This is a genomic window from Cohnella endophytica, from assembly GCF_003628305.1.
Classification (GTDB): Bacteria; Bacillota; Bacilli; order Paenibacillales; family Paenibacillaceae; genus Cohnella; species Cohnella endophytica.
Map to the genome: position 1 here is coordinate 163068 of NZ_RBZM01000011.1, position 25084 is coordinate 188151.

Annotated in this window: 27 protein-coding genes and 1 riboswitch; of the genes, 4 read left to right on the plus strand and 23 right to left on the minus strand. The window is 55.0% G+C overall.

All coding sequences use genetic code 11. From position 1 onward, the window contains the following. Nucleotides 1-25: 25 nt before the first annotated feature. The 8 genes from D7Z26_RS23715 to upp all read right to left on the minus strand — a co-directional run bounded on the left by D7Z26_RS23715 (nt 26) and on the right by upp (nt 4988). Nucleotides 26-574 carry a F0F1 ATP synthase subunit delta gene (locus D7Z26_RS23715; protein ID WP_120979507.1) on the minus strand — a complete coding sequence of 183 codons (549 nt, stop codon included), beginning with the start codon at nt 572-574 and terminating at the stop codon, nt 26-28. Then, nucleotides 571-1056 (minus strand): F0F1 ATP synthase subunit B, encoded by a 486-nt coding sequence (atpF, locus tag D7Z26_RS23720; protein ID WP_120979508.1) that lies wholly within the window; start codon nt 1054-1056, stop codon nt 571-573. Before atpF ends, D7Z26_RS23715 begins: the two co-directional genes overlap by 4 nt. A gap of 107 nt (nt 1057-1163) precedes the next feature. Further along, nucleotides 1164-1388: a F0F1 ATP synthase subunit C gene (gene atpE / locus D7Z26_RS23725; protein ID WP_120979509.1), complete on the minus strand. Its 225-nt coding sequence runs from the start codon at nt 1386-1388 to the stop codon at nt 1164-1166. Nucleotides 1389-1424: 36 nt separating this feature from the next. Then, on the minus strand, nt 1425-2192 hold the full coding sequence (gene atpB, locus D7Z26_RS23730) for a F0F1 ATP synthase subunit A (protein ID WP_120979510.1): 768 nt from the start codon (nt 2190-2192) through the stop codon (nt 1425-1427). Nucleotides 2193-2196: 4 nt separating this feature from the next. Then, complete coding sequence (locus D7Z26_RS23735) at nt 2197-2607, minus strand: ATP synthase subunit I (RefSeq protein WP_120979511.1); 411 nt, start codon at nt 2605-2607, stop codon at nt 2197-2199. Next, the gene (locus D7Z26_RS23740) at nt 2604-2852 is read right to left on the minus strand and encodes an AtpZ/AtpI family protein (protein ID WP_158602421.1); all 249 of its coding nucleotides are present in this window, start codon (nt 2850-2852) and stop codon (nt 2604-2606) included. The genes D7Z26_RS23735 and D7Z26_RS23740 overlap by 4 nt, the downstream gene beginning before the upstream one ends. A gap of 340 nt (nt 2853-3192) precedes the next feature. Beyond that, complete coding sequence (gene wecB / locus D7Z26_RS23745; RefSeq protein ID WP_120979586.1) at nt 3193-4314, minus strand: non-hydrolyzing UDP-N-acetylglucosamine 2-epimerase; 1122 nt, start codon at nt 4312-4314, stop codon at nt 3193-3195. 44 nt (nt 4315-4358) lie between these two features. Further along, complete coding sequence (gene upp / locus D7Z26_RS23750) at nt 4359-4988, minus strand: uracil phosphoribosyltransferase (protein ID WP_120979513.1); 630 nt, start codon at nt 4986-4988, stop codon at nt 4359-4361. A gap of 224 nt (nt 4989-5212) precedes the next feature. Between upp and D7Z26_RS23755 the strand changes: the two genes are divergently transcribed. Then, on the plus strand, nt 5213-5521 hold the full coding sequence (locus tag D7Z26_RS23755; RefSeq protein WP_120979514.1) for an LSm family protein: 309 nt from the start codon (nt 5213-5215) through the stop codon (nt 5519-5521). Between the two features lie 99 nt (nt 5522-5620). Here D7Z26_RS23755 and D7Z26_RS23760 read toward each other — a convergent pair whose 3' ends face one another. From D7Z26_RS23760 to thrC, 7 genes are all read right to left on the minus strand, one after another. After that, nucleotides 5621-6868 carry a serine hydroxymethyltransferase gene (locus tag D7Z26_RS23760; RefSeq protein WP_120979587.1) on the minus strand — a complete coding sequence of 416 codons (1248 nt, stop codon included), beginning with the start codon at nt 6866-6868 and terminating at the stop codon, nt 5621-5623. A gap of 36 nt (nt 6869-6904) precedes the next feature. Next, nucleotides 6905-7513: a TIGR01440 family protein gene (locus D7Z26_RS23765; RefSeq protein ID WP_120979515.1), complete on the minus strand. Its 609-nt coding sequence runs from the start codon at nt 7511-7513 to the stop codon at nt 6905-6907. Between the two features lie 192 nt (nt 7514-7705). Continuing rightward, a riboswitch (ZMP/ZTP riboswitch) is annotated at nt 7706-7788 on the minus strand. A 43-nt stretch (nt 7789-7831) separates the two neighbouring features. Then, entirely contained in the window at nt 7832-8422 is a 591-nt protein-coding gene (locus tag D7Z26_RS23770; protein WP_120979516.1) for a low molecular weight protein arginine phosphatase, read from the minus strand. 44 nt (nt 8423-8466) lie between these two features. Then, on the minus strand, nt 8467-9027 hold the full coding sequence (locus D7Z26_RS23775; RefSeq protein ID WP_120979517.1) for a manganese efflux pump MntP: 561 nt from the start codon (nt 9025-9027) through the stop codon (nt 8467-8469). A gap of 130 nt (nt 9028-9157) precedes the next feature. Then, nucleotides 9158-10243, minus strand: a complete 1086-nt coding sequence (locus D7Z26_RS23780; protein ID WP_120979588.1) for an L-threonylcarbamoyladenylate synthase — start codon at nt 10241-10243, stop codon at nt 9158-9160. A 92-nt stretch (nt 10244-10335) separates the two neighbouring features. Then, nucleotides 10336-11022, minus strand: coding sequence for a stage II sporulation protein R (locus D7Z26_RS23785; RefSeq protein WP_120979518.1), 687 nt, complete (start codon nt 11020-11022; stop codon nt 10336-10338). 110 nt (nt 11023-11132) lie between these two features. Then, nucleotides 11133-12419: a threonine synthase gene (gene thrC, locus D7Z26_RS23790; RefSeq protein WP_120979519.1), complete on the minus strand. Its 1287-nt coding sequence runs from the start codon at nt 12417-12419 to the stop codon at nt 11133-11135. A 146-nt stretch (nt 12420-12565) separates the two neighbouring features. Between thrC and D7Z26_RS23795 the strand changes: the two genes are divergently transcribed. Then, a complete protein-coding gene (locus tag D7Z26_RS23795; protein WP_233567164.1) occupies nt 12566-13456 on the plus strand; it encodes a LysR family transcriptional regulator in 891 nt (296 codons plus the stop codon). A 630-nt stretch (nt 13457-14086) separates the two neighbouring features. Here D7Z26_RS23795 and prmC read toward each other — a convergent pair. The 4 genes from prmC to ychF form a co-directional block, all read right to left on the minus strand. Further along, nucleotides 14087-14992, minus strand: a complete 906-nt coding sequence (gene prmC, locus D7Z26_RS23800; protein ID WP_120979520.1) for a peptide chain release factor N(5)-glutamine methyltransferase — start codon at nt 14990-14992, stop codon at nt 14087-14089. Nucleotides 14993-15008: 16 nt separating this feature from the next. Next, nucleotides 15009-16082, minus strand: coding sequence for a peptide chain release factor 1 (prfA, locus tag D7Z26_RS23805; protein WP_120979521.1), 1074 nt, complete (start codon nt 16080-16082; stop codon nt 15009-15011). Between the two features lie 205 nt (nt 16083-16287). Next, nucleotides 16288-17421: a stalk domain-containing protein gene (locus D7Z26_RS23810; protein WP_120979522.1), complete on the minus strand. Its 1134-nt coding sequence runs from the start codon at nt 17419-17421 to the stop codon at nt 16288-16290. A gap of 192 nt (nt 17422-17613) precedes the next feature. Then, entirely contained in the window at nt 17614-18714 is a 1101-nt protein-coding gene (gene ychF, locus D7Z26_RS23815) for a redox-regulated ATPase YchF (protein ID WP_120979523.1), read from the minus strand. Nucleotides 18715-18939: 225 nt separating this feature from the next. Here ychF and D7Z26_RS27580 point away from each other — a divergent pair, with 225 nt between their 5' ends. Then, complete coding sequence (locus D7Z26_RS27580; RefSeq protein WP_199731770.1) at nt 18940-19083, plus strand: hypothetical protein; 144 nt, start codon at nt 18940-18942, stop codon at nt 19081-19083. A 96-nt stretch (nt 19084-19179) separates the two neighbouring features. On the opposite strand, the gene D7Z26_RS23820 is transcribed toward D7Z26_RS27580, so the two are convergent. Beyond that, nucleotides 19180-20442 carry a molybdopterin-dependent oxidoreductase gene (locus tag D7Z26_RS23820; RefSeq protein WP_120979524.1) on the minus strand — a complete coding sequence of 421 codons (1263 nt, stop codon included), beginning with the start codon at nt 20440-20442 and terminating at the stop codon, nt 19180-19182. Between the two features lie 159 nt (nt 20443-20601). Here D7Z26_RS23820 and D7Z26_RS23825 point away from each other — a divergent pair, with 159 nt between their 5' ends. Then, nucleotides 20602-21309 (plus strand): hypothetical protein, encoded by a 708-nt coding sequence (locus D7Z26_RS23825; RefSeq protein WP_120979525.1) that lies wholly within the window; start codon nt 20602-20604, stop codon nt 21307-21309. A 50-nt stretch (nt 21310-21359) separates the two neighbouring features. Here D7Z26_RS23825 and D7Z26_RS23830 read toward each other — a convergent pair whose 3' ends face one another. From D7Z26_RS23830 to D7Z26_RS23840, 3 genes are all read right to left on the minus strand, one after another. After that, nucleotides 21360-23387 (minus strand): YhgE/Pip domain-containing protein, encoded by a 2028-nt coding sequence (locus tag D7Z26_RS23830; protein ID WP_120979526.1) that lies wholly within the window; start codon nt 23385-23387, stop codon nt 21360-21362. 82 nt (nt 23388-23469) lie between these two features. Further along, the gene (locus tag D7Z26_RS23835) at nt 23470-24045 is read right to left on the minus strand and encodes a TetR/AcrR family transcriptional regulator (RefSeq protein WP_120979527.1); all 576 of its coding nucleotides are present in this window, start codon (nt 24043-24045) and stop codon (nt 23470-23472) included. Between the two features lie 101 nt (nt 24046-24146). Beyond that, nucleotides 24147-25016: a helix-turn-helix transcriptional regulator gene (locus tag D7Z26_RS23840; RefSeq protein WP_233567165.1), complete on the minus strand. Its 870-nt coding sequence runs from the start codon at nt 25014-25016 to the stop codon at nt 24147-24149. Nucleotides 25017-25084 lie beyond the last annotated feature (68 nt).

Genomic DNA, 25084 nt, shown 5'->3' on the forward strand with positions numbered 1-25084 from the left:
TTGCTAACAAATGGTAGTGTTAAAATTAAACCGCCGCCGACTGCAGCGTTTTGTCCAACCGTTCAAGCTTGCCGCGCAGGCTTCCGTCGTACAGCGTATCGCCGATTCGAACGGTAAGTCCTCCGAGCAAGTTAGGATCCACTTCGTTGACGACGCGGACCGTCTTGCCAAGCAAGGCGCCGAATTTGTCCGCCAACTTGATCTTCTCGAGTTCGCTAAGCGCGATCGAGGAAGTAACTACCGCGTCCGCGCGTCCAAGAACTTCTCCGGCGACTTGCAGATATGCCGCAAGCACCGCGCCGAGTTCGCCTTCGCGTCCGCGTTCGATCAGCAAGCTGATCAGGTTCAGCACGATCGGCGATGCCTTATCGCCGAAAGAGCCCCGAAGCGTGTTGAGCTTCGTATCCAAAGTAATGTTAGGCGCCGTAAGGAAAGCGCGAATGTTCGCGTCGCCTTCGATCACGTTAACGATTAGCTTCAATTGAATTTCCGTTTCCGACACGAGGTTCTGCGCTTGCGCGAGCTGGAACAGCGCCTTCGCATAGCGTTTGGCGACTACCGTGCCGCGGCTCATGACTTATTCCCTACGTCTTGCAGGTATTGATCCACGAGTTGTTTCTGGGATTGCTCGTCGACTTGTTTCTCAATGATCTTGGAAGCGATCAGGACGGACAAGCCGCTAACTTGCGCTTTCAAGGAAGCAACCGCTTTGTTCTTCTCGGCTTCGATATCGCGTACCGCGTCTTCCTTGATGCGGTTCGATTCGTTGCGCGCAGCTTGAACGATGTCGTCCGCTTGGCGGGATCCCGTCGTTTTGGCTTGCTCGATGATATCGTGGGCTTCTTTGCGTGCTTGTTGCAATGCTTGCTTCTGTTCTTCGATCAGGCGTTCCGCATCGTTGCGGTTGTTCTGAGCGCTATCCATCTGTTCCTGAACGAGCTGGCGGCGTTTCTCCATGACTCCGAACAACGGTTTGAACGCATAGCGCGACAAGAGCCAGAACAGAATGGCAAAAGCTACTAGTTGAATGAAAAAATTGGACCAAGTAATTGTCACCGATCTACACTCCTTTCACACGGCTCAATTCAAGCTTCGTGCATTAACTGCAAAAGGAAGGCGTGGAGGCTAATCCGACTCCGCGCCTTACGTTTCGATAAAATTGATTATTTCGCCCACATGAAGGCAAGAACGAGGGAGATGATCGGCATAGCCTCAACAAGACCGACGCCGATGAAAGCAGTCGAAGTCAATGTTCCGCGAAGCTCAGGCTGACGGGAAATACCTTCTACCGTTTTGCTGAAGATCAAACCGTTACCGATACCAGCGCCTAGCGCTCCAAGACCAAACACGATACCTGCTGCTACATAACCGTAAGTATTCAAATCCATTGTGTAAATCCTCCTCGAAATAATTGGGTTTAGTTGTTAGTGATCTTCCTCGTGAACGATCGATTGCGAGATGTAAACCATCGTCAGCATCGTGAATACGAAGGATTGAATCGCGCCTACGAAAATACTGAATCCTTGCCATACGAGCATCGCCGGAATTCCGATCCAGCCCATTCCAAGGATTACGCCGATCATGACTTCCCCGGCGAAGATGTTACCGAACAACCGCAATCCGAGCGTCAAAGGCTTGGACACGACTTCGATCAAGTGAATCGGCAAGAAAACGATGTTCGGGTTGTTAACGTAGTGCTTGAAGTAATGCTTGGCGTTTTGCCGGATGCCTTCGACGTGGGACAGCACGATGACGATCAGCGCAAGCGCCATTGTCATGGATGCGTCGGCCGTAGGCGACTTCCACCAGGACCAAGCCAGATGTTCGTGTTCTCCGGTAACGATAAGCTGGTGCCCGAACACGGACGGAATATGATTCCCGTGCGCTTCCGTCACGATGCTGAAGGGCAAGCCCAACATGTTGGAGACGAAAATGTACAGGATCAGCGTCAGCCCAAGCGCGAGATACGGTCTGCCTTTCTTGGGGTCCATCGTTTGTCCGATGATGCTTTGGACGAATTCGACGATCCACTCCATGAAATTCTGAACCTTGCCTGGATTCTCTACCGACAGGTTGCGTACCGCCAAGCGGGCGATGATGAAGACGATAAGACTGGAAATGACGATCATCATGATCGCGGCCAAATCGAACTCGATTCCGGCGACCTCGATCTTTGGTGCTAAATGTTCCATATTGTCATTTTTCACCCCTTTCGTCAGCGGACTGTCTCTCTCTTAGACGGCGACTGGACAATAAACCCAGTAACAGTGTCACCAACGGTAAAGCTAATATTCCTGCCGCGGTCGCCGCGAGGTTAAAGTGCAACCCTTCCACGGAAACGAGAGCGGCAAGCACTCCGATGGCTGCGCGGGACAGAAAGCCTAACCCGGATCTGCTCTTGCGGCCGGCGGCCGCCAAATCGCCGATACGCGAAACCTTCCAGGCTAGATGAAACGAGCCTATCAGACCGCCGATCACGCCGATCATGAAACCGCCGAAGTAAGGCTTGTAATCCGGCCATACTGCGAACCCTATGCAACCGATGGACAAAAAAAAGAAAGTAATGCGGGTAAGACGTCTCAGCATTGCGGGCAAATCAACATTCACGGTTTTCCAGCTCCCGTATATTTCCGGATCAGCGCCACGGCCGACCCAATACCGGCGATCAGTCCGAGCACGACGCCGGATAAATACCCGTAATCCGTACCGTTCCGATCGTCATACATCGTTCCCAGCCACCAGCCGAGTCCTATGCAGACAGCCAACTCCACTCCCAGGCTCGCGACGAGACCAGCTGTACGCCATGGATTCTCATCTTGAGGCAACTCGGGCTTGCGGGGAGATTCCGCCATCGATTTGTCGCTCCTTTGACGCTGCATGGGGTGTAGAAAAAGGTAATAGTAAGCCCTTTCTTCCCATGTTTCACGATATATTGTATCTTTCGGCGACAACGTTTGTCAATTGATCGAAATTCAAACTTTATGTGAACGGCAATGCCGCAAATCCCTTAAGATCAACCTTTCCGGGCCTTATAAACCATACAGTTCCGCTGTATGCTGTACGTATATCGCGCAAGTTCGGACATGCATTTCCAATATTACGCAATTCGCACTCCGAAGTATGATCCTTATTGCCGCCCAATATGCGCAAACAAAAGAAAAAAGCTCCAGATTCGGAGCCTCTTTTCTTCATTTATCTAGAAAATTGTTCCGGGCGCGGTCCTTTGCCGAAATGATGCAGGATCGCTTGCACGATCCTCGGAGAAGCTTGACCGTCTCCGTAAGGATTGGCCGCCTGGCTCATGCGGGCATACAACGCATCATCCGTCAGCAAAGCGCGCGTTCTGCCGTATACCGCTTCCTCGTTCGTCCCCACGAGCTCCAAAGTTCCCGCTTCGATACCTTCGGGGCGCTCGGTCGTATCCCGGAGCACGAGAACCGGAACGCCATAGGACGGCGCTTCTTCCTGCAGTCCGCCGGAATCGGTCAGAATGAGGTGGGTATGAGGATAGAAATTGTGAAGCTCGACGACGTCCAGCGGATCGATCAACTTGATCCTTGGGTGATCCCCTAGAATTTCCTTCGCCGGCTCGCGAACGGCCGGACTCGGATGAACCGGATAAACGATGGCGATATCTTCGAATTCGTCCGCGATCCGTTTGACGGCGCGGAAAATCTGACGATGCGGTTCGCCTTGCGCTTCGCGGCGGTGCGCGGTCATAAGGATCAGCTTCCTGTCGCCCGCCCATTCCAGAACGGGGTGGGCGAAGTCGCTTTTCACCGTATATTGGAAAACGTCCGTAACCGTGTTGCCGGTAGTATAAATATGTTCGCCGTTCTTGTTCTCCTTCAGCAAATTGCCTGCGGACAAGTCGGTAGGGGCGAAGTGGAGATCGGCCAGAACGCCGGTCAGTTGGCGGTTCATCTCTTCCGGATACGGGGACAACTTGTTCCAAGTACGCAATCCGGCTTCGACGTGACCGACTTTGATCTGCTGCATGAACGCCGCATAGCTAGCCAGGAACGTCGTAAGCGTATCTCCGTGAACGAGAACGACGTCGGGCTTCGCTTCTCTCAAGACGGGCTCCAGCCCCTGCAGCACGCGAACGGAAATATCGTTCAGCGTCTGGCTTGCCTGCATGACGTCGAGATCGTAGTCCGGCTTAATGTCGAACACTTCGAGCACTTGGTCCAGCATCTGCCGGTGTTGCGCGGTAACGCATACGATCGGTTCGATCCGATCGGGATGCTTCTGAAGCTCCAGGATCAAGGGAGCCATCTTGATCGCTTCGGGGCGCACGCCGAATATGGTCATCACTTTGATTTTATCGCTCACGTCGGTTCTTCTCTCCCATTGCGCTATTTGGTTCCGTAAAGCCTGTCCCCCGCGTCCCCAAGGCCAGGTACGATATAACCGTGCTCGTTCAGCTTCTCGTCCAGCGCGGCCAAATAAATATCGATGTCCGGATGACGCTCCCGAACCGCCGCGACTCCTTCCGGAGCCGCGATCAGGCACATAAGCTTCGTCGGGCGGCATCCCTTAGCCTTCAGCATGTCGATCGCCGCGTTCGCCGAACCTCCGGTAGCGAGCATAGGATCGATCACGATCAATTCCCGTTCGGCAACGTCCGAAGGCAAACTGCAATAATATTCGACAGGTTGGAGGGTCTCGTGGTCGCGGTACAACCCGATATGCCCGACCTTGGCCGAAGGAATGATCTTAAGCACCCCGTCCACCATGCCGAGGCCGGCGCGTAGAATCGGGATAAGGCCCATCATTCTTCCGGCGATTACTTTTCCTTCCGCGATCGTCACGGGCGTTTCTACCCGAATAGACGAAAGCGGAACGTCCCTCGTTATTTCGTATGCCATCAGCATAGCCACTTCGTCGACCAGCTCACGGAATTGCTTCGTATTTGTCATTTTGTCACGGATAAACGTGAGTTTGTGCTGAATCAGCGGATGATCGCAAATGACCAGAGTCCCCATTAAGTTCTACCCTTTCTTATCGACCCGATGCCGGCAAATGCCGTCCATCGGCCGTTCTGCATATGTAGCTTGCCCGTACATTATATCATTGTCTCCGAACCGGTGCATAACATCCGTAGATATGTCCCGAATTTCGTCGAAAGATCGTGATCGCCGATGCTTGATTCCGCACGGTTCGTTAGGCAAGCGCATAGCATGGAATAGAACTTTTAGGAGGAATATCCATGAAAACACGCGTTCCCGCAAATCCTGCCGCTGCCGCCCCCGCCCCCCTATATAAAGCAGATACCCAATGGGTCGATCACGTCCGCAAAACGCGGAACAAGCTCGCCGACGTCAGCAGCCAGTGCATGAACCGCAACGTCCGTGTGCAGACGCTGGACGGCCACACCTACGAGGGCGTCGTCGTCGGAGCCGATCAATCCTACCTGCACATCATGACCGGCGATGCCCGTTTCTTCGGACCCTATGCTTCGAACGCCATCCTTACTCTAGTGCTGTACGAACTGCTGGTCATCACGCTGTTGATCTGAAATAGGCGCCCCAATCCATCTTCCGAATGCAAAAAACCGAGAGTCGACGCTAGTCGGCTCTCGGTTTTTCTGCATTTCAGGTCATTATTTCAACTCATTTTAGTATTGAACGTTCGGGTATAGCGGGTACTTCGCCGTCAGTTCGGCAACGATGCCGCGAGCTTTCTCGAGCGTAGCTTGGTCTTCCGGATTTTTGAGCGTCAACGCGATGACTTGCGCGATCGTCTTCATCGCTTCCGGACCCATTCCACGAGTCGTTACCGCAGGCGTACCTACGCGGATACCGCTGGTGACGAACGGGCTCGTCGGATCGAAAGGAATGGCGTTCTTGTTGACGGTAATCGCTACGGAATCCAATACGTGCTCGGCTACTTTGCCCGTAATGTTGAGATTGCGGGTATCGATCAGCATCAGATGGTTATCCGTTCCTCCGGAGACGAGGTTCAGGCCTTCGGCAACGAGAGCATCCGCCAACGCTTTCGCGTTCACGACTACATTGCGCGCATACTCCTTGAAGGAAGGCTCGAGCGCTTCTCCGAAAGCTACCGCTTTGGCCGCGATAATGTGCATAAGCGGTCCGCCTTGCGTGCCCGGGAATACCGCTTTATCGATCGCCGCCGCCCAAGGCTGGCGGCAAAGGATCATGCCTCCGCGAGGACCGCGAAGCGTTTTGTGCGTCGTCGTCGTGACGAAGTGCGCGTGCGGAACCGGACTCGGGTGCTCGCCGCCGGCAACAAGGCCCGCGATGTGCGCCATATCCACCATGAACAGCGCGCCCACGTCATTCGCGATTTGGCCCATTTTCTCGAAATCGATCGTGCGCGGGTAAGCCGAAGCTCCCGCTACGATCAGGCGAGGACGGTGCTTGAACGCCGCCTTGCGGACTTCGTCGTAATCGATCGTGAACGTCTGCTCGTCTACGCCGTAAGCGACGAAGTTGTACAGCAAGCCGGACGCGTTCGCCGGGTTACCGTGAGTAAGGTGGCCGCCGTGCGCAAGGTTCATGCCGAGGACGGTATCGCCAGGTTTCAATACGGCCAAGTAAACGGCAAGGTTCGCTTGCGCGCCGGAATGCGGCTGCACGTTCGCGTGCTCGGCGCCGAACAATTCCTTCGCGCGGTCGCGGGCGATTTGCTCGGGAATATCCACGTACTCGCATCCGCCGTAATAACGTTTGCCCGGATAACCTTCCGCGTATTTGTTGGTCAACACCGTTCCCATCGTTTCCAGTACCGCTTCGCTTACGATATTCTCCGAAGCGATCAATTCGATATTGTCGCGTTGGCGTTTCAGTTCAAGGTTCAGGGCTTCAACGATTTTCGGGTCTTGTTTGCGCAAATTTTCCAACATAGTCTTTTATCCTCCCAAATGGTTGTTCATGAATTAATCGCAAGATGGAGATGAGCTTTCAAGGGGCAACTCGTATACGGCTCGAGCTCCTCCGATCAGTCTCGGACGGGTCGTCGCCAGATTCGCTCTGGCGTGTCCGATCGCCCTAACCGTCGGTCTAAGCGGAACGGCTACCGGGCGAAGATGCATTCCGATCATCGTCTCGCCGATGTCGACGCCCGCATGAACCTGTACCGCCTCGACGAGGCACGGCTCTTCAAGGTTTCGATAGGCATAGGCAGCCATCGAACCACCCGCTTTAGGAACGGGAACGGCCGATACTTCCGTCCACCCCTGGGCTTCGGCCAAACGGCGTTCGGTAACCAAAGCGCGATTCAAATGCTCGCAGCATTGCCACACGACGTGGAAGCCGGCCTTTTCCCGAACCCTTTGGACTCCCGCATAGATATGTTCCGCGATATCTTCCGCGCCAGAGGTGCCGATTCGTTGCCCTCGCACTTCGCTCGTGCTCACTCCGAGCACGACGATCTGGCCGGCGCGTACGCCGCCCGACTTCACGAGTTCGTCCAACAGCTTCTCTACTTGATCGGCGATAGGCTGCGTTTCGGACGTTCCGGGAATGGAAATGGAATCCGGAGCCATACAATGACCTCCTTGCAGTTCGGCTGCATTGCCGACCGTTGACACAATAAAGGTATTATACCTGATTTCTACCGGCTCAAACAGTTCGACTGATTAAGCTTAGACATCGCGTCCGGCGCATCCCTCCCGTACTTTTGTGCTGAAGATAACCCCTAATAACGACAAAAAAGAGCAAGCATGCTTACGCACGCTGCTCTTTGCCCAGGCGACCGGCCGTCATTCCGATGCTCCACCGTGGTATGCTCCACTTGTCGTCGCCAGTTACATCGGAACTTTAAGTTATGATCCCATCATACCGAACGGGCAAGCAAAAATCAATCACCGTTCTTTGGAATCGGCGTCCAATTTGTCTACGAGCGTCATTAGAATATCCTCTAATTCGTCCGCGCACTGCTCGTATAAAGACAAAGAGCCGCCGAAAGGATCCGCGATATCGAAATCCGGAATTCTCCGTTGCAATTCGAACAGCCGAGCGCGTTCCTCGGCGGACAAATTCTGGCCTAAAGCCTGCCTTACCTGCCACTCCGAATAGAGTCGCTCCGCTTCCGCCACGTCGTCCATGACCGGATCTCCGCGCAAAGCGTATTCCTTCAGCGTGAAGGTTTTGGGCAAAGCTTGCGGGAATCGTTCGAGAATCGCTCTTTTGTGACCGGAGGTCATCGTCAGAATCAAGTTCGCCCACAGCACTTCGTCCGCGGTCAGCGCCGTCGAGTCTCCCGGCAACATGAGCTTCCGTCTTCTTAACGTCGAGGCGGCATGGGGAGAAATCGGCAAACCGTTTACCGTAGCTACCCCGGCGGAACGAATCTCGAGGGGTTTGCCCGTTCGTGCGGCTAAATCTTTCAGCATCGCTTCGGCCATCGGGCTTCGGCAAGTGTTGCCCGTGCATACGATCAATATCCGGTTCATGGGGTTCCGTGCCTCCTCCCGTCGCTCCTAGATGCGCAAAAAGCTTATATAAGAAATAATAGACCAAAAGCGAGCAAAATAACACCGCCCAAAGCTTCTCCATATCCTCCCAGCGACCGGCTCGCCCGTCTGCCCAGCATTAATCCCATCACGCTCATGGCTCCGCCGAAAAAACCGAACAGGAGCACGGTCAGCAGCACGTGAGCGGAGAACATCCCCATGGATATGCCTACGGAGAACGAGTCGATGCTCACGCTAAAAGAAAACACGAGCATTCCCCCTACCGCGCGGTGATCGATCGAGTCCACCGCTTCTCCTCGCAGCGAGCTATATACCATATGCCCGCCTAGCAGCAAGAGCAACCCGCCCGCCACGGTTGTCGCGATCCCGCCCAGCAATCCGCTAACGTATTGACCCGTCAGCATTCCGCCGAGAGGCATCAACACGTGAAATAAGCCTATGATCGAGCTGAGCTTAACAATATCGTATAGCCGAACGCCCTTTAACCCGATGCCGACCCCGAGAGAAAAAGCGTCCATGCCCAAGGCGACCGCCATTACGAGAATCGTCAGTATTTCCCCGGTGGCCGCGGACAATTCGAACATAGCCTGTCCCCCTCATTCCATCTTCTGCGCAGTCCGCTGTTGTCTCTTCCAACATATGCGGACAAGAAGGGGAACATGCAAGGGAGCCTGACGTGCTTATTCATTCGAGGGTTAATGGCTCGCGTGGGAGTTACCTGACGACAATTTCGCGTCCTCCCGCCGCCTTGCGAAGCCTGTTCATGAGCGCGGCTCCGATTCCTTCTTCGGGATATCCCTCCGCCAAGATGAAATCCAACCCGCGCTCGTCGCATTCGCGCAATCGCGCATAGAGCGCGCGCGCCGCTTGTTCGGGATTGCCTCGTTCGCCGCAGTCGAAGACGGCTTCCGCTTCCCGATACAGACCGGCGTGCTCCGAGCAGCACAGAACGGCGATGCGACGGCCTAGCTTTGCCGTTTCATCGGTTTTCGCTTGAATAGCTTCGACCAACATTTCTTGCGGACCTGAGAAAACAATCATTTCGCCTCGAGGCGCATAATGCGCGTACTTGGTTCCGGGCGAACGGGGAGCTTGCTCGGAATCCGAATCGGGTTCCGAGGACGAGGTCGTAACCTTCGCGTCGTTCTCCGGCGATACGATATCGGCTGTTGCCCCGACGGCCTCTTGCAGTTGTTCTTTCGTGACGCCCCCCGGTCGCAGGATATGGACGATGCCGTCCAATACCCGAACGACCGTCGATTCCAAGCCCACCCCGGTTTCTCCTCCGTCGAGAATGCCGTCGATGCGGCCGTCCAAGTCTTCCAGAACATGGCTTGCCCGCGTCGGGCTCGGACGTCCGGAGCGATTGGCGCTCGGCGCCGCCAGAGGGCAGCCGGAACGCCCGATGAGTTCCCGTGCCAGCTCGTGCGCCGGTACCCTAACCGCCACCGTATCCAGCCCCGCAGTTACGAGAGACGATACGGCGCCTGCCTTTACCGGAAGAACCAAAGTTAATGGCCCCGGCCAGAAGGCCGCCATGAGCGCTTTCTCCACGTCGTTTACCCGCTCCGCGAGCTCGAATACTTCCGCCTCGTCGGCGAGATGAACGATAAGAGGGTTGTCCGACGGGCGTCCTTTCGCTTCGAAAATTCGTTTCACCGCTTCCGTGCTACGGGCGTCCCCGCCCAGTCCGTACACCGTCTCCGTCGGAAACGCAACGACGCCGCCAGCGGCAAGGGCCGCGGCGGCTTCCTGTATGCCGGTCCGCGCTTGTTCGGCGGACCAAAATGTCGTATGCATGTCGATTTCGTACTCCATCCTGCCAGGCTGAGCGAACGATCGCTTAGCCGACATATCGTGTTTCCGTCATTATAACATAGCGGCATCATGCGTTAGAACCAGGAGGCGATCAACGAGAACAGCTTCTCCAAGAGCTCCCAGAGGAAAAACTTCGCTTTCGGATGGTCTTCCGCGACATCCGCGACATCCGCGACCTTCGCTTTGCCCGTAGCCGCGAGCTTCGTAACCGCCGCGGACGGAGCCTTATCATCGTCCGCGGTAGCCGCGGTCAAGCATAGCGGCGGAAACAGTACGCACCACCAATTTGCTCCCGAACCTTCTCCAAGCGTAATTCTTAACGCTTCATAATCTCCCGCGGCATAGGTCGCTCCGTCGAAAGCTTTTTCCGGGAACGGAACTTTCGCCAGCTCTACGACGCCTTCGTAAGGCGCATTAAGCTCCCTCAGCTTCCCGTCGACATGGGCTTGGATTTGCGGCAAGTGTTTCCGAATGAACGCGCGAGCTTTCGCCTGGGTATCGGGCATCGCGCCCCAAGATTTAATGAACGCCGCGACATCGTCGCGCACGCTTGCTTTAATGTTCTGGTCCGACGCCTTGTCGGAATTTGCGATAATCCGAATGCGGATTGCATCGTCCGGAATGATTCTGCTTGCGTTCGCGGAAGCGGATACGGACGCGCGGAATAAGACGGACAGACCAAGGAAAATCGCGAATAGGAAGAAGATGATTTGGCTAACACGCCGATAACGATAGGAATAGGAATGATGGCTAATACGCATAGGAATAAGCTCCTTGTCGCACCCGTCGGTGCAGCTCTATGCGTTCCGGAACGTCTTAGCCATCAGTATGTCCGGATTCCAACTCTATAAACCTATCAACCGGCATGAATTTAAGATATTGGATTAAAAGCGTCGGCGGAGCCGAGACGACCAAGCACCCTTTCCGGCGTGAGCTTCATGGGCATCGCTAAGCCCCCTCTGTCCCACTCGGACAGTTCGCTCCTGTAAGTATGCTTCAACGCCTCCGTATCCTTGAGCAGGTTGCCCGTAAGAATGCATGCCGCCGTCTCCTCCCTATCGATCGTCTTGTCCGCCAACAGCTTGCGCAGCCCCGCGACCGTCGCGGCGGAAGCCGGTTCGCAGCCGATTCCGCTCCGGTCGATCAACGTTTTGGCGGCCATGATCTCTTCGTCCGTTACGGAGCAAGTGACTCCGCCATGCCTAGTCAAGAAATCGCGAGCTTTCTTCCAACTAGGAGGATTGCCGATGTTCATCGCCGAGGCAATCGTAGACGGACTTTCGAAGGCGGTGAGTTGTTGCTCTCCTAGCGACATCATCCGATGAAACGGACTTGCCCCTTCGGCTTGAATCAGCGCCACTCTTGGCATTCGCTCGATTAACCCCAGCTGGAACAAATCTTCCAGCCCCTTGCCAAGCGCGGTAACGTTGCTAAGCGCCCCGCCGGGGATAACGATCCAATCGGGCAGTTCCCAATCTAACGATTGGGCGATCTCATAGACGATGCTTTTCTGCCCTTCGATCCGAAACGGATTGATGGAATTGCAAATATAAAGCCCTAATTCGCTCCCATAACGTTCATAAAACCGGATCCCCTCGTCGTACGTCCCATCGAAGCCAACGACCTTGGCGCCGTAAGCCAGCGTTTGCAGCACCTTATTGATAGAAACCCGTTCATTCGGCACAAGGACGACCGATTCGCATTCCGCCCACGCGGCGTACATCGCCAGCGATGATGACGTGTTCCCCGTCGACGTGCAGGTAAACCGGCGGTAACCGCGATAACGGCCATGGGATACCGCGACCGTCATCCCGTTATCCTTAAAGGAACCGCTCGGGTTCTCGCTTTGCGCTTTCAGCCACACCTTCCGTATTCCGAGCGACCGCCGGACAACTTCGGGAGCGTATAGACCGGTATTTCCCTCTCTCTTCGTCACGATCTCGCCGTCGGGCAGCTCCGGATGGATGAGCTCTTTGTAGCGCCACACCCCACTGGCATAAGGCGACATTCTTTCCGATAACCTATGGCGAAACCTCATTTTCAGCTCTTCCGCATCCAGTCCTTTGAAGTCTTGCACGACCTCCAACAGTCCTCCGCACATGCAGGAATAAGCGCGATCGTCCTGTGTTTCTCCGCAATCGTAACAACGGATTAACATCGTCATCCCCCCACTTTTCGTCGGGCACGATTGCTTATCCCGCCCTAGTAAGCTTAGAATAGAGGGAATTAAATCATAAATCTAATACAATATTTTAGAGATATCATAAATATTTCTGATGATTCTTAAGGGGGCGCGAATCGGATATGTTGAACCTTCATGCGCTGAGACTTTTCCATCATGTAGCGGAGCTAGGCAGCGTTACGAAGGCGGCGGAAAGATTAAACCTCAGCCAGCCTGCCGTAACCGGACAAATCAAGAAGCTGGAGCGAGAGCTTGGTCTGCAACTGTTGTCGCCCCAGGGGAGAGGGATTCTGCTGACGGAAGTCGGTTTGAAGCTGTCGCGGGATGCCGGAAGGCTTTTCTCGCTGGAAGCCCGGATCGAGCAGACGATCGACGATTACAGGCAAGGCGGACTAGGATCGCTGAGGATCGCGGCTACCTATCTTCCCGCCAACTTCCTGTTACCCTCGCTCATCGCGGACTACAAAAAGCAGAACGCCGGCATCGACCTACGATTCACGGCGACAAGCTCGGCCAACGCAATCGAGCTCTTGCTCCGCTTCGAAGCCGACATCGCCTTCATCGGAGGCAGCCAGCATACCCACCCACTGCTCGATCGTACGTTATGGCACGAAGACGAGCTGTGGTTCGTCGCGCGGAAGGATCATCCCTTCGCCGGGCGGAGAACGACATTGGCGGAAATCGTGGAAGAGCCCTTCGTCTTCCGCGAGCAAGGCAGTTACGCCCGCGAACAACTTCAGGCATTGTGCGCCGTCAAACGAGTTCCTATGCCGAACGGAGGACTGCAGATGAACGGCTTCGGCGAGCTGCTGCGCGTCGTCTCCGAAGGCTACGGGATCGCTTTTCTCTCCGCTTCGGAAGCTCGCGACGGCTTGGAACGGGGAGCGCTGAAGAGAATTTACGTGGAGGACGTCAAGTTGATGAATCCGATTTTCACCTATTCGAGGAAGGAGCCATTGTCGGCCCAGGCTGTTCGTTTCATGGATTTGCTTGCGGATCGCCGTTCTGGATAGCCGGTTAACCCGATCTGATTCAAGGCGAGGTGGGGCGAGGCAAAAAAATCGCCATGAATACGCAAAGAAGCTGTCCCATAAGCGAGCTCCTCTTTTCCATCGATTGCCACTCAAATTAGATCATAAGAACGCAAAAAGATACTTACGATATTTTTCATCCCATGAGGTACCGAAATCGGACCTAATGGGCTCATTTCGTCGTTGTTACGATGTTTTTCATCGCATGCTACCCCATTTCGGGGATATTGAGCGCTGTTACGATGTTTTTCATCGCATGCTACCCCATTTCGGGGATATTGAGCGCTGTTACGATGTTTTTCATCGTATGAGGTACCGAAATCGGACCTAATGGGCTCGTATCGTCGTTGTTACGATGTTTTTCATCGCATGCTACCCCATTTCGGGATATTGGGCGCTGTTACGATATTTTTCATCGTATGAGGTACCGAAGTCGGACCTAATGGGCTCATATCGTCGTTGTTACGATGTTTCGTATTGTTAGGTCAAAACGAGAAATGGCGACGCAGGGATTATCTCCCTTCACGTCGCCACTTCCACTTTTCAACGCATTTTCGGTTCATGTGGGATGTCCGCCATGCGAACGAACTTATTTCTGGAACGGCATCTTCTTTATTTTATCGCGACAACGTGCCTGTCGATTCCGGCATAGTCCTTCACGTACCGAATTTCCGCCCAATCCGCGGCAGCCCGCAGAAACTCCGCGACCTCTTCCGCCTGATGAATGCCGACCTCCATCGCGACGACTCTGGGAATGCCGATCAAACCCTTGAGCTGTCCCGCCATAATCCGATAAGGATTTAAGCCGTCCTCGCCGCCATCCAACGCAAGCCGGGGTTCGTGATCCCGTACCTCGCGTTGCAGTTCCGGTATATCCGATGAAGGAATGTAGGGAGGATTGGAGACGAGAATGTCGATCTGCGGGTATTCATTGCCGGCCGAGGCCATAAACGGCGACAAGAGATCCCCTTGCACGAACGTTATCCTCTCCTCGACGCCATGCCGGACCGCGTTTCTACCGGCAACGCGAAGCGCATCCTCGGATAAATCGGAAGCGAATACCCGCCACTCCGGGCGTTCTGCCGCGAAAGTAACCGCGAGCGCTCCGCTTCCGGTGCCGACATCCAGCACGACCGGCGGAACCGCCGGATCTGGCCATAGCCGGGTCGCGATATCCAACACCGCCTCCGCCAACAGCTCCGTCTCGGGACGCGGGATAAGCACGGCCTCCGATACTTCGAACGGGCGTCCGAAGAAATGTTGTTCCCCGATCACGTATTGCACGGGAATGCCCGTCCCTCTTCGTTCGAGCAGCTTATCCCAAGTTTCCCGTTTCTCCGCGGGGAAAGGATCGCGCCAATCGCGCAATAACGTCGATTTGCCGATTCCGAGCACATAAAGAAGAAGAAGCTCCGCATCAGCGTCCGCTTCTTCGACTCCGGCTTGCCGTAAATGTTCCGCGCCTTGACGCCGGGCCTCGCCCAACGTAAGAGGCGCGGATTCGCGTTCTGAATTCACGCCAACGCCTCCTAGCTTACTTCATCTGCTCGCGTTCCAGAACTTCCGCTTGTTCGGCTAAAGTCAAAGCTTGAACGATCTCTTCCATATCGCCGTTAAGCACGTAATCCAGACGGTGAAGGGTTAACCCGATGCGATGATCGGTTACCCTGCTTTGCGGGAAGTTGTACGTACGGATACGTTCGCTTCTGTCGCCCGTCCCGATTTTCTCGCGGCGTTCTCCGGAATACTTCGCTTCCTCTTCTTGACGTCTGACGTCCATGATCCGGGTGCGAAGCACTTGAAGGGCTTTGTCTTTGTTATCGTTCTGGGATTTGCCGTCCTGACATGTCGCCACGATACCCGTAGGCACGTGCGTTACGCGGACCGCGGACTTCGTCGTATTGACGGATTGGCCGCCGGCTCCGCTGGAGCAGAACGTATCCACGCGAATATCCTTGTCGTGAATGACGATATCGACCTCTTCCGCTTCCGGCATGACGACGACCGTAGAAGTGGAAGTATGAATCCTTCCGCCGGATTCCGTCTCCGGTACGCGTTGAACGCGATGCGCCCCGCTCTCGTACTTCATCATCCGGTACGCTTCCGAGCCGCTGACCGTGAAGATAACTTCCTTGAAGCCGCCGAGGTCGCTTACGCTGGATTCGAGCACTTCCGTGCGCCAGCCTTGGCTGTCCGCGAACTTCGCGTACATCCGGTACAGCTCGGCCGCGAACAGGTTAGCCTCTTCTCCGCCGGCCGCACCGCGGATTTCCACGATAATGTCCTTGCCGTCGTTCGGATCCTTCGGCAGCAAGAGGAACCTGACTTTCTCTTCCAGCGCCGCGCGACGGTCGTCCAGCTCCTGAATCTCCAGCTTCACCATTTCGCGCATCTCGTCGTCCAATTTATCGTCTTGCATGGCTTTCGCATCCTGAAGCTGCGTCAGCACCTGCTTATATTCTTCGTAAGCGCGATAAGCTTCCTCAAGCCCGGATTGCTCCTTGGCATAAGTCCGCAGCCGCGTCGAGTCGCTCACCACGTCGGGATCGCTGAGCAATTCGTTTAGCTTCTCGTATCGATCCGCCAGTATTTGCAGACGGTCCAGCACTGTCCTCATCCTCCGTTGCCCGCTAGGGCTTTTCTTTCCGTTATTAATTATCCTTTTCAGAACATACTGTAAATTATTATACCACAGGTAAGCCCGTTCGTGCGGGTTCCAATTCGCGGCAACGAGCGGAGCGGGGCAACCGCGAAAACGCGCAAAGAAAACCCGGGGGAAATGGAACCCCCGGGTCTTCACCGTAAAGAAATCGTTACCTGCGTATAAAGAATCCGACAAGCACCTTCGTATCGGGATCGAACGCCATTTGCAACGGTCCAAGCAACGTATCCTGATCCGTGCTGTATTTGACTTCGATAAGAGGACCGTTAACGGCTTGAACCTCGGCCAGCTTCTTCTTCTGCTCGTCGGTTACCGTTATAATCGCGGCATTGCTGGAGGAAATAATCGAAACCTCGGCTTCGTCCTTCTTCGTCGTCAGATGAGACTTCTGGCTGTCCGGCATGTTGCTCCAAGCCAGCTCGCGGTAGGCTTGCGCTTGTTCGGCCGACAATTTCCCTAGCGGAGCCGTCGAATTCGCCGGAGCTACGACCAGATAATGCAGCGGAGATTGCGGCGGAAGGCTCTTCGTCATGATCGGACCGTAATAAGCCGTTGCTTTCGTGCCCGCCTTCAGGTCCGCCCAATCGACGGATTGTCCTTCGCTGGTAAGGACGCTCGTTTCCTTGCCTGCAGTAAGTACCAATGACGTCCTTGTTACGCCGTCCTTCGTCTCGCCGAACTTCACTTGCCAGCCGTCATCGGTTTTGTCCACCGATTGAATGACATCCTCTTTCACGAGGGTCTCGTTGCCGACGACGATTTTGTGCGCGTGGGATTGGCCCGGGAAGCTCATGGCGACGATCGGTCCGAATTCCGCCGTAATTTGCGTGCCGGCTTTCAGATCTTTCGCAGCGAACGCTTGACCGCTATTATCCGTCAGGATCGTGTCCTTATCGGCGTAGAGAATGATCCAGCCATAATCTCCTTTGCCGAGCAATTCGATGCGATACTGACCTTTGTCCGCAGGTTTAACGTCGACGATAACGCCGGTCGTCCGAATATATTCCGCCGCTTGTTCCTCCTTCGAGGTAAGTTCGATTTGCGTGTTCTTGTTGCCCCAGCTCAAGTCGTACCCGAGTTGCGTCGCCAAATCCCTCGCAGGCAAATACGCCTTGCCGTCGATATACACCGGGTGAAGCGCCGTATCCGTCCCGTTCACGGTGACCTTCACTTCTTTATGCAACACTCCGCTCACCTTGGTAACCAGCCCGTTTGCTCCGACGACCGCCGATGTTCCGAGCAGCCCTGCCGCCGTGACGAGAATCAATAATTTTTTATTGCGCATACGATGTTTCCCCTTCCTTAAATCGCCTTAGTAAGATGTGGTAAAAGCTTGTTGTCAATGTCACTGACGAAACGCATTTCGGAAAGGTTTCATTAGAATATTCTCACAGTTAGGTTGCTCAATACTCGCGGCGAACAACAAAAAAGGCAGTCTCGCGAAGAAACTTCCGCGAAACTGCCCATTAAACCGATCTTATACGTTAAACAAGAAGTGCATAACGTCCCCGTCGGCAACGACATACTCTTTGCCCTCGAGACGGGTTAGCCCCTTCTCCTTGGCCGCTTTCATCGAGCCGGAAGTCGTCAGACCCTCATAGGAAACGACCTCGGCGCGAATGAAGCCCCGTTCGAAATCGCTATGGATAACGCCCGCCGCTTGCGGCGCCTTCATCCCTTTGCGAATCGTCCATGCCCGAACCTCTTGTACGCCCGCAGTAAAGTATGTGTACAAGCCCAGAAGCTTGTAAGAAGCGCGAATGAGACGGTCGAGACCGGATTCGGTCAAGCCCAGCTCTTCGAAGAAGAGTTCCTTGTCCTCGCCTTCCAGCTCGGCGATCTCGGATTCCACTTTGGCGCTGATGTGAACGACCTCGGAGCCTTCCGACGCCGCGAATTCGCGAACCTTCTGAACGTATGGATTGCCGTCCGCGTTCGCCGCTTCGCTCTCGCTTACGTTAGCCGCGTATAATACCGGCTTCATCGTCAACAAATGCAGGTCGCGAATGAGCAATTTCTCTTCGGCGGAGAGCTCGACGCTTCTTGCCGGTTTCTCCGCCGTTAGCGCTTCGTGAACGCGAGTCAGAACCTCGAGCTCTTCCGCAACCTTCTTGTCTCCGCCTTTAAGCCCTTTGCGCGTACGATCCATCCGCTTCTCGATCGAATCGATATCGGTAAGGATCAGTTCCAGGTTTATGACTTCGATGTCGTTGATCGGGTCGATCTTGCCCGAGACATGGGTAATGTTCTCGTCTTGGAAGCAACGCACGACGTGAACGATCGCATCGACTTCCCGGATGTTGGCGAGGAACTTGTTCCCCAAGCCTTCCCCGCGGCTCGCGCCTTTAACCAAGCCCGCGATGTCGACGAACTCGTAGGCCGTCGGAACGATGCGATTCGGATTGACGATGTCCGCAAGCTTCTGCAGACGCTCGTCCGGAACTTCGACGACGCCCACGTTCGGGTCGATCGTGCAAAACGGATAGTTAGCGGACTCCGCGCCCGCTTGGGTGATTGCATTAAACAAGGTCGACTTGCCCACGTTGGGAAGTCCGACGATTCCGCACGACAGTGCCATTATTCAAACACTCCTGACTTCTTGCGATCGTTTCGCCGCGACTCGCGGGACCGATCGTCAAGCTGTTCAATTCTCACGCCATTATAACGGAACTGCGGAACCACGTCCACATCCGTTCGTCGGATGCCCGGCGATTACCGACAAGTCTCCTCCTCCGCAAACGATCTCCCGGATAACGGGAAGCGCGAATGCGCACAATGACGACGTAGAAAGGAGGGAAGCCCGATGGAAAATAAAACACATAAAGGCAATTACAAAGGGACGACGCATACGAAAGCGCGCAACCAGGACATGGCTTTCGTAAACGACACGTTGGAGAATACGAAGTCCGTCGCCCCCGTCCCGTCCGTACGTAAGGAAACCGACTGATCATTCGCGCCGATAACCGGCCAAGAAGCCCGGAATCAAGCGGATCCGCATCCATGCGGAGTTCCTGCTTCTTCCGGGCCTCTTGCCGTTGTTTGCTTATGTTTTCACCCAAGCGTCGGTATCGTAACCTCTCGCTTCCCAATAACCGATATGTTCCTTGTCGATCAACTCGATGCCGTTAAGCCACTTCACGGATTTGTACGCGTACATCTGAGGTACGATCAGACGCGCCGGCCCGCCGTAATCCCGATGGATCGGCTTGCCGTCGTGGAGCACCGCGACCATCACGTCGTCCATGTTCGCTTGTTCCAGAGTTAACGTATCCGTATATTCGCCGTCTCCGGAGTAAAATTTAACGTTTTTCGCGTTTGCCTTCACGCCGGCCTGCTTCAATAACGCGGATAAGGGAATACCTTCCCACGTATTCTTGTAGACCGACCAGCCCGTTACGCAATGAAAGTCGCTCACTTGTACGTCGCGGGCCAAGGCGAGGAACTGCTCCCAAGTCCACGTCACCGGCCGATCGACCAGACCGTTGATCGTAAAACGCCACGTGGCGGAGTCGAAAGACGGAAGCGGAGTTACCGTATAGACGCGGAAATAGCCTTTGGCTCCCCCTCCGACTACGTTGACCGAATCCGGAAGCGGCGTCGGGTTCGGCAGCATCCGATTCGAGGAATCCGACACCTCTTTCATCCCTCCGGGGACGTCCGAGATCGCTCCGCCGGTCGCCTGGTTCAGCCAGCGGAAGAACGACGGGGCCACCGCGATCGCGAGCGTCGCGCCGAGCGACCACTTCAGGAACTGCCGGCGATTAATGAGCGGCGTCGGTTCGTAATGCGCGGCGACTGCCGGCGACGTTGCTAGGCGACTCTCCGTCTCCTCCTCCGTCGTACGAACCGTCCTACGTTCCGGCTTCTTCATCCACCTCGTGCGGGTAATGGAGTGGTAAACAATATAAGGAACGCCTACATACGTGAACAAATCGTGAACGAGCAACGCCCCGTTCGCCCAGCTCGGGGGAAAGCTGCGCAGTTGCCACAGCACGATGCCGGACAGCAACCAGCCAATCAGCAGCGCGATAACAAAGCTTAGATTGCCCTTCTGCTTCGGTCTCTGACGAATTTGCTTCAGGTGTCGTTTCATTAGAGGAAAATAAAGGAGCAGCAAAACACCGGATAACACGCCGAGAATAATATGCAGTTGTTTAACCGGCTGGCGGAAGTGACCGTCTAGCCATCCCCGCACCTCGTCCCACGGCAACAACAGTCCGGTGACGGCCAGTAACGATACGATCCATCCGTTCCATCGATGCAACTCCGCTAACTGCTTGCCGAAGCCCGGTTTGCGTTTACTCACCTAGCTCCCCCCAGTCCGCATCTCCTTATCGTAACCAAATTATAGCATAACCGCGATTTGCCCAATACCGAATAAAAGTACGAACACATCATTTTCCACCGGAACATATGAGCATGTTCTGCGTCTAACTCATTACACAACTGCAAGGAGGAATGCTTCATGCGAAGAACGTACCTGCTTCTGGTAACGGCTCTTCTCGCTCTTCTATTGGCCGGCTGCGGAGCCAGCTCCAATAATTCGAACGGGACAACCGATGTCCCGCAATCGACAAAGTCCGCCACTCCATCCCTAGGGATTGAACCTACTGTTACCGCAAGTAACGAAGCTTCTCCTTCTCCGAATGACCAAGCGTCGACTCCGGAGGGAGACAGCGCAGCGCTGAAGGAAGCGGCCGTAGAAGTCGTAGGCTTGCTGCGCGAGAGGGATCTTAATTCGCTGCTTGCCTGGATCGATCCGAATCAGGGGTTAAGGTTCTCGCCTTCCACTCATCTGAATTCGGACGCCGATCTCGTGTACATGCCCGACAAGCTGCCGACTTTCAAAGATACGAGCAAGCTGAAGTGGGGCATTGCGGACGGCAGCGGCGACGCGATCGAGTTGACGTTCCGCGAGTATTACGAGAAATTCGTGTACAATAAAGACTTCGCCGACGCTCCCGACATCAGCGTCAATAAGATCGTAGGGAAGGGCAACGTCGAATTCAATGTTGCCAAAATATATCCTAATGCTTCTTACGTGGAATTCCACTTCCCGGGCTTCGACGAGAAGCTCGACGGGATGGACTGGCAGAGCTTAGTGCTCGTCTTCGTGCCGGAAGATACCGATTGGAAGCTTGTCGCCATTCTGCACGGACAATGGACCGTATAAAGAAAAGAGACTGGGTAAGGGACACAAGTCCCGAACCCAGTCTCTTTTCCTTATTGGGCTAACGCCTGATCTTGGCTCGCCCCTCGCGAGACGGCATACTCTTTTCTGTAAGCCATCGTGAAATAGACCAAGGATAAGAGCGCGAATGCCGCGAAATAAGCAAGCAACTTCCAGACGTTATCCCACATGAACGAATATTGTCCGCTGGAGATGATAGCCTTGAAGCCGGCGATCGTATGCGTCATCGGAAGCCATGCGCTGATGTTCTGCAACCAGCCCGGAATCATCTCGAGCGGGAACGTGCCTCCCGAGCTCGTGAGCTGGAAGATGAGCAGAATGATCGCGATGAATCTTCCCGGATTCTGCATCGACGCGACAAGGAACTGAATGATCGCCATGAACGTAATGCTCGTCACGACGCTGAACAGGAACAACAGCGGCACGCTTTGGACCTTTAGTCCGACGGCCAGCAATAATATCGTGTCCGCGATCACCGCTTGGATCGTACCTACGGCGATCATCGTCAACAGCTTGCCGACGAACCAGCTCCATCCGCTCGAAGGCTTTGCTATCGGTTCCTTCACCGCATAGACGACGGTTAACAGCAAGGCCCCGACGAACAAACCCATCGAGATAAAATACGGCGCGAAACCCGTACCGTAATTCGCCACGTTCCCGGTATCTTCGACGTCCAGCTTCACCGGGCTAGAGAACATAGTCGCCGCCGAATCCCCCCCGTTAAAGCCGGAAGTTTGATTCGCCGCGTCCGACAGCTTGCCTGACAGCTCCCCCGTTCCTTCTTTCAGCTTCACCAACCCCGCCGTCATCCGCTTCGCGCCCTGATCCAATTGGCCGGAACCGTCAACGAAACGATCGAAGCCGCTTGCCAACTCGCTCAATCCGACACCGAGCTTGCTAGCGCCTTCGTGCAAAGCGCTCGCGCCTTCCGCTAATCGGCTTCCGCCCGCCGAAGCGACGCCTAGCTGTTGACCTAACTGTTTCAATCCGTCCGCTAACCCGGACGTCCCTTCGCTTAACGCGTTCGCTCCAGCCACGAGCTGTCCCTGCGCTTGCTTCGCTTCGCCCGTGCCCGCGGCCAGCTGCTTGCTCGCCGCCAGAAGTTGCTTCAGCCCGTCATCCTCCGCAAGCTCCGGATGCGCCTTCGCGTATTGCTCCAGCCCCGTCGCCAGCGCCGCGGCGCCATCATCCAACTTCGCCACGCCCGCCGCCGATTGCGTCAACCCCGCGGCCAGTTGAGCCGCGCCCGAATGCGCGGCCGCGGCGCCTTGCTCCAACCGAGCGCTTCCGTCGCTCAGCTTAACTAAACCCGCCGCCAACGGAGCGCTACCCTTCTGCAGCTCGGCCGCGCCTTTCTCCAATTCGCCCGCGCCGGACACGAGCTTGGCAACTCCGCCCTTCAACGTCACGGACCCGGACATGAGCTGATTCAAATTGCTCTCGATCCGCTCCGCGCCGTCCGTCGCGTCCTTCGTTCCTTGCGCGATCGTGCTCGCCCCGTCGCTCGCTTGGCCAAGCCCGTCCGCAAGCTTGCCGATTTGGTCGAACACCGTCTTCGCGTATGCCTTAGTCACTTCCTGGCTGAGCTCGGACTTCATTTTCTCCACGGCGTTCTTCCCGATCTGCGAAGCGAGATAATTCGAGCTCGGGTTCGGAATAAAGACGATTTCCGCTTGTTGCGGCTGCTCCGTCGTCAGTGTCTCCGTCTTCGCGGAGAAATCGGACGGAATCTCGATCGCCATATAGAAGGTTTGATCCTCAAGCCCTTTACGGGCTTCGGACTCGCTCACGAACCGATAGGCGAACGAGCCGTCTTCCTTCAGCTTCGCTACGAAATCATTCCCGATATGGAGCGCCTCTCCCTCGTGCTCCGAGCCTTGGTCGGAATTTACGACTGCAACGGGCAACTTATCCAGATGGCTGTAAGGATCCCAGAACGCTCCTAGGAACATCCCGCTATACATGACCGGAATCATGAGAATTCCGACCATCGGAATCAGCAGTTTCGGGCGGCGCCCGATCGTGGAGATTTCTTTCCAAAATTGTTTTAATCCGCTCATCTACAACACTCCCTGTACAATGTGACTACTTTGTTCATTTGGTCATTTTGCGGTAAAAAAAAGCGGAAGACGCTCCAAAGCGTTAATCCGCGGATAACCCGTTCATTAGATATAACCGGATCAGTTCGGCGATTCTCTCCTTCTCTAACGGCGGACGCCCGAAGGCCCATTCGGACGCAAGCGCCACGTATAGCTTCACCATGACGAACGCGGTAATCTCCGGATCGCACGGCTTCAGCTCGCCTTTGTCGATAGCCGCCCGAATCTTCACCTGGATGTACGACAAGATGGCATTCTCCAACTGGCGCATTCCCTCCAACGCCTTCGGGGTTCCCATGTCGCGGATCTCGTGAATCATCTTCACCGCAAGCTGGTGTCTCTCCCGGTAATCGAGCAGCCGGTACAAAATCCGGTTGAGATTATCGAAGAAGTGACGATCCGCGTCGTATTCCGTGTCGGCCAGCACCTTCATCTCTTGAATCAAGTTGCCCATGATCTCGTCGAACAGCTCTTCTTTGTTGGCGAAGAACGTATAGATCGTGCCCTTCCCGACATTGGCAAGCTTCGCGACTTGATCCATCGTCGTCGCTTTGTAGCCGAATAAGGAAAAGGACTTGGCAGCCGCTTCGACGATCTGCTTCCTGCGGTCAACGGTCAAACGAATCGCTCCTTTCTACGGAAATGACTAAAATCCATTTTCGGTCAGTCGGTCAATCCGATTATAACGCCATGCTACTATTTTCGCAAGACCCGCTTGCATCATACGTTTGCCCCATTTTCCCGCAACGGAATTTTCGACCCGCCCGTGTACCTGCGACGGTATTGCATCGGAGATTCTCCTATCAGCTTCCTGAAGCAGTTCGAGAAATAGGGAGCGTATCGGAAGCCGACCTGTTCGGCGATCGACGAGATACCCCCTTCCGTCTTAAGCAGTAGCAACTGTGCCTGTTCGATTCGATAACGATTCAGGTAACTCATCGGCGTGCAGCCGTAAACCTCTTTCATGCAACGAGTCACGTAATTGGGGTGAAAATGCAGCGCGTTAGCCAGCGTCTCGTTCGTCACGTCCGTCGGATAAAATCGTTTGATATAGGCTTCGGCTTTTTCGGCGATCAGCCGCGAGGGAGACTGGTTATCCGCGTTGCCGCCTTCCTCCATGTAGCGGAGCAGATCCCAGAACGCGCTTTGCTCCTCCCACAAGGAGAGAGAGCGCGGCTTTACGGCCAAACCGATCAGCTTGCGAATCAGTCTTTCCGCATGGTCGAAGTCTGCAACGGCCCACTGCTTGGCGAGTACGATCGCGTTCGCTCCCGGCAGACGCTCGCCTTCCTGCCAACGGTTTGGGCTCTGAAAATGAACCCAGTAAAATTCCGTCGATTCCTCGCACGGTTTAACGGGATAATGATGCTTGTCCGGAAGAAGAACCAAGGCGTCCCCCCGACGAAGGCTCCAATGGCTGCTTTCTTCTCCGATATGCAGCGTCCCCTTCACTACGAACAGGAGATCGAATACGCCTAAACCCGTGCGGTTCGGGTGTTGCTCTCCGGGTTCAAATCTTGCTTCCCCGCTTTCCGTGTAATAAGGAAACGGCGGCGCGAAGAACGATAAAACCGGGGTATTATCCGACACTCGACTCATCGCCTTTGTGTGTAATTTTATAAATAATAGGTTCAATTAAGTTCTATTGTAATCGGATT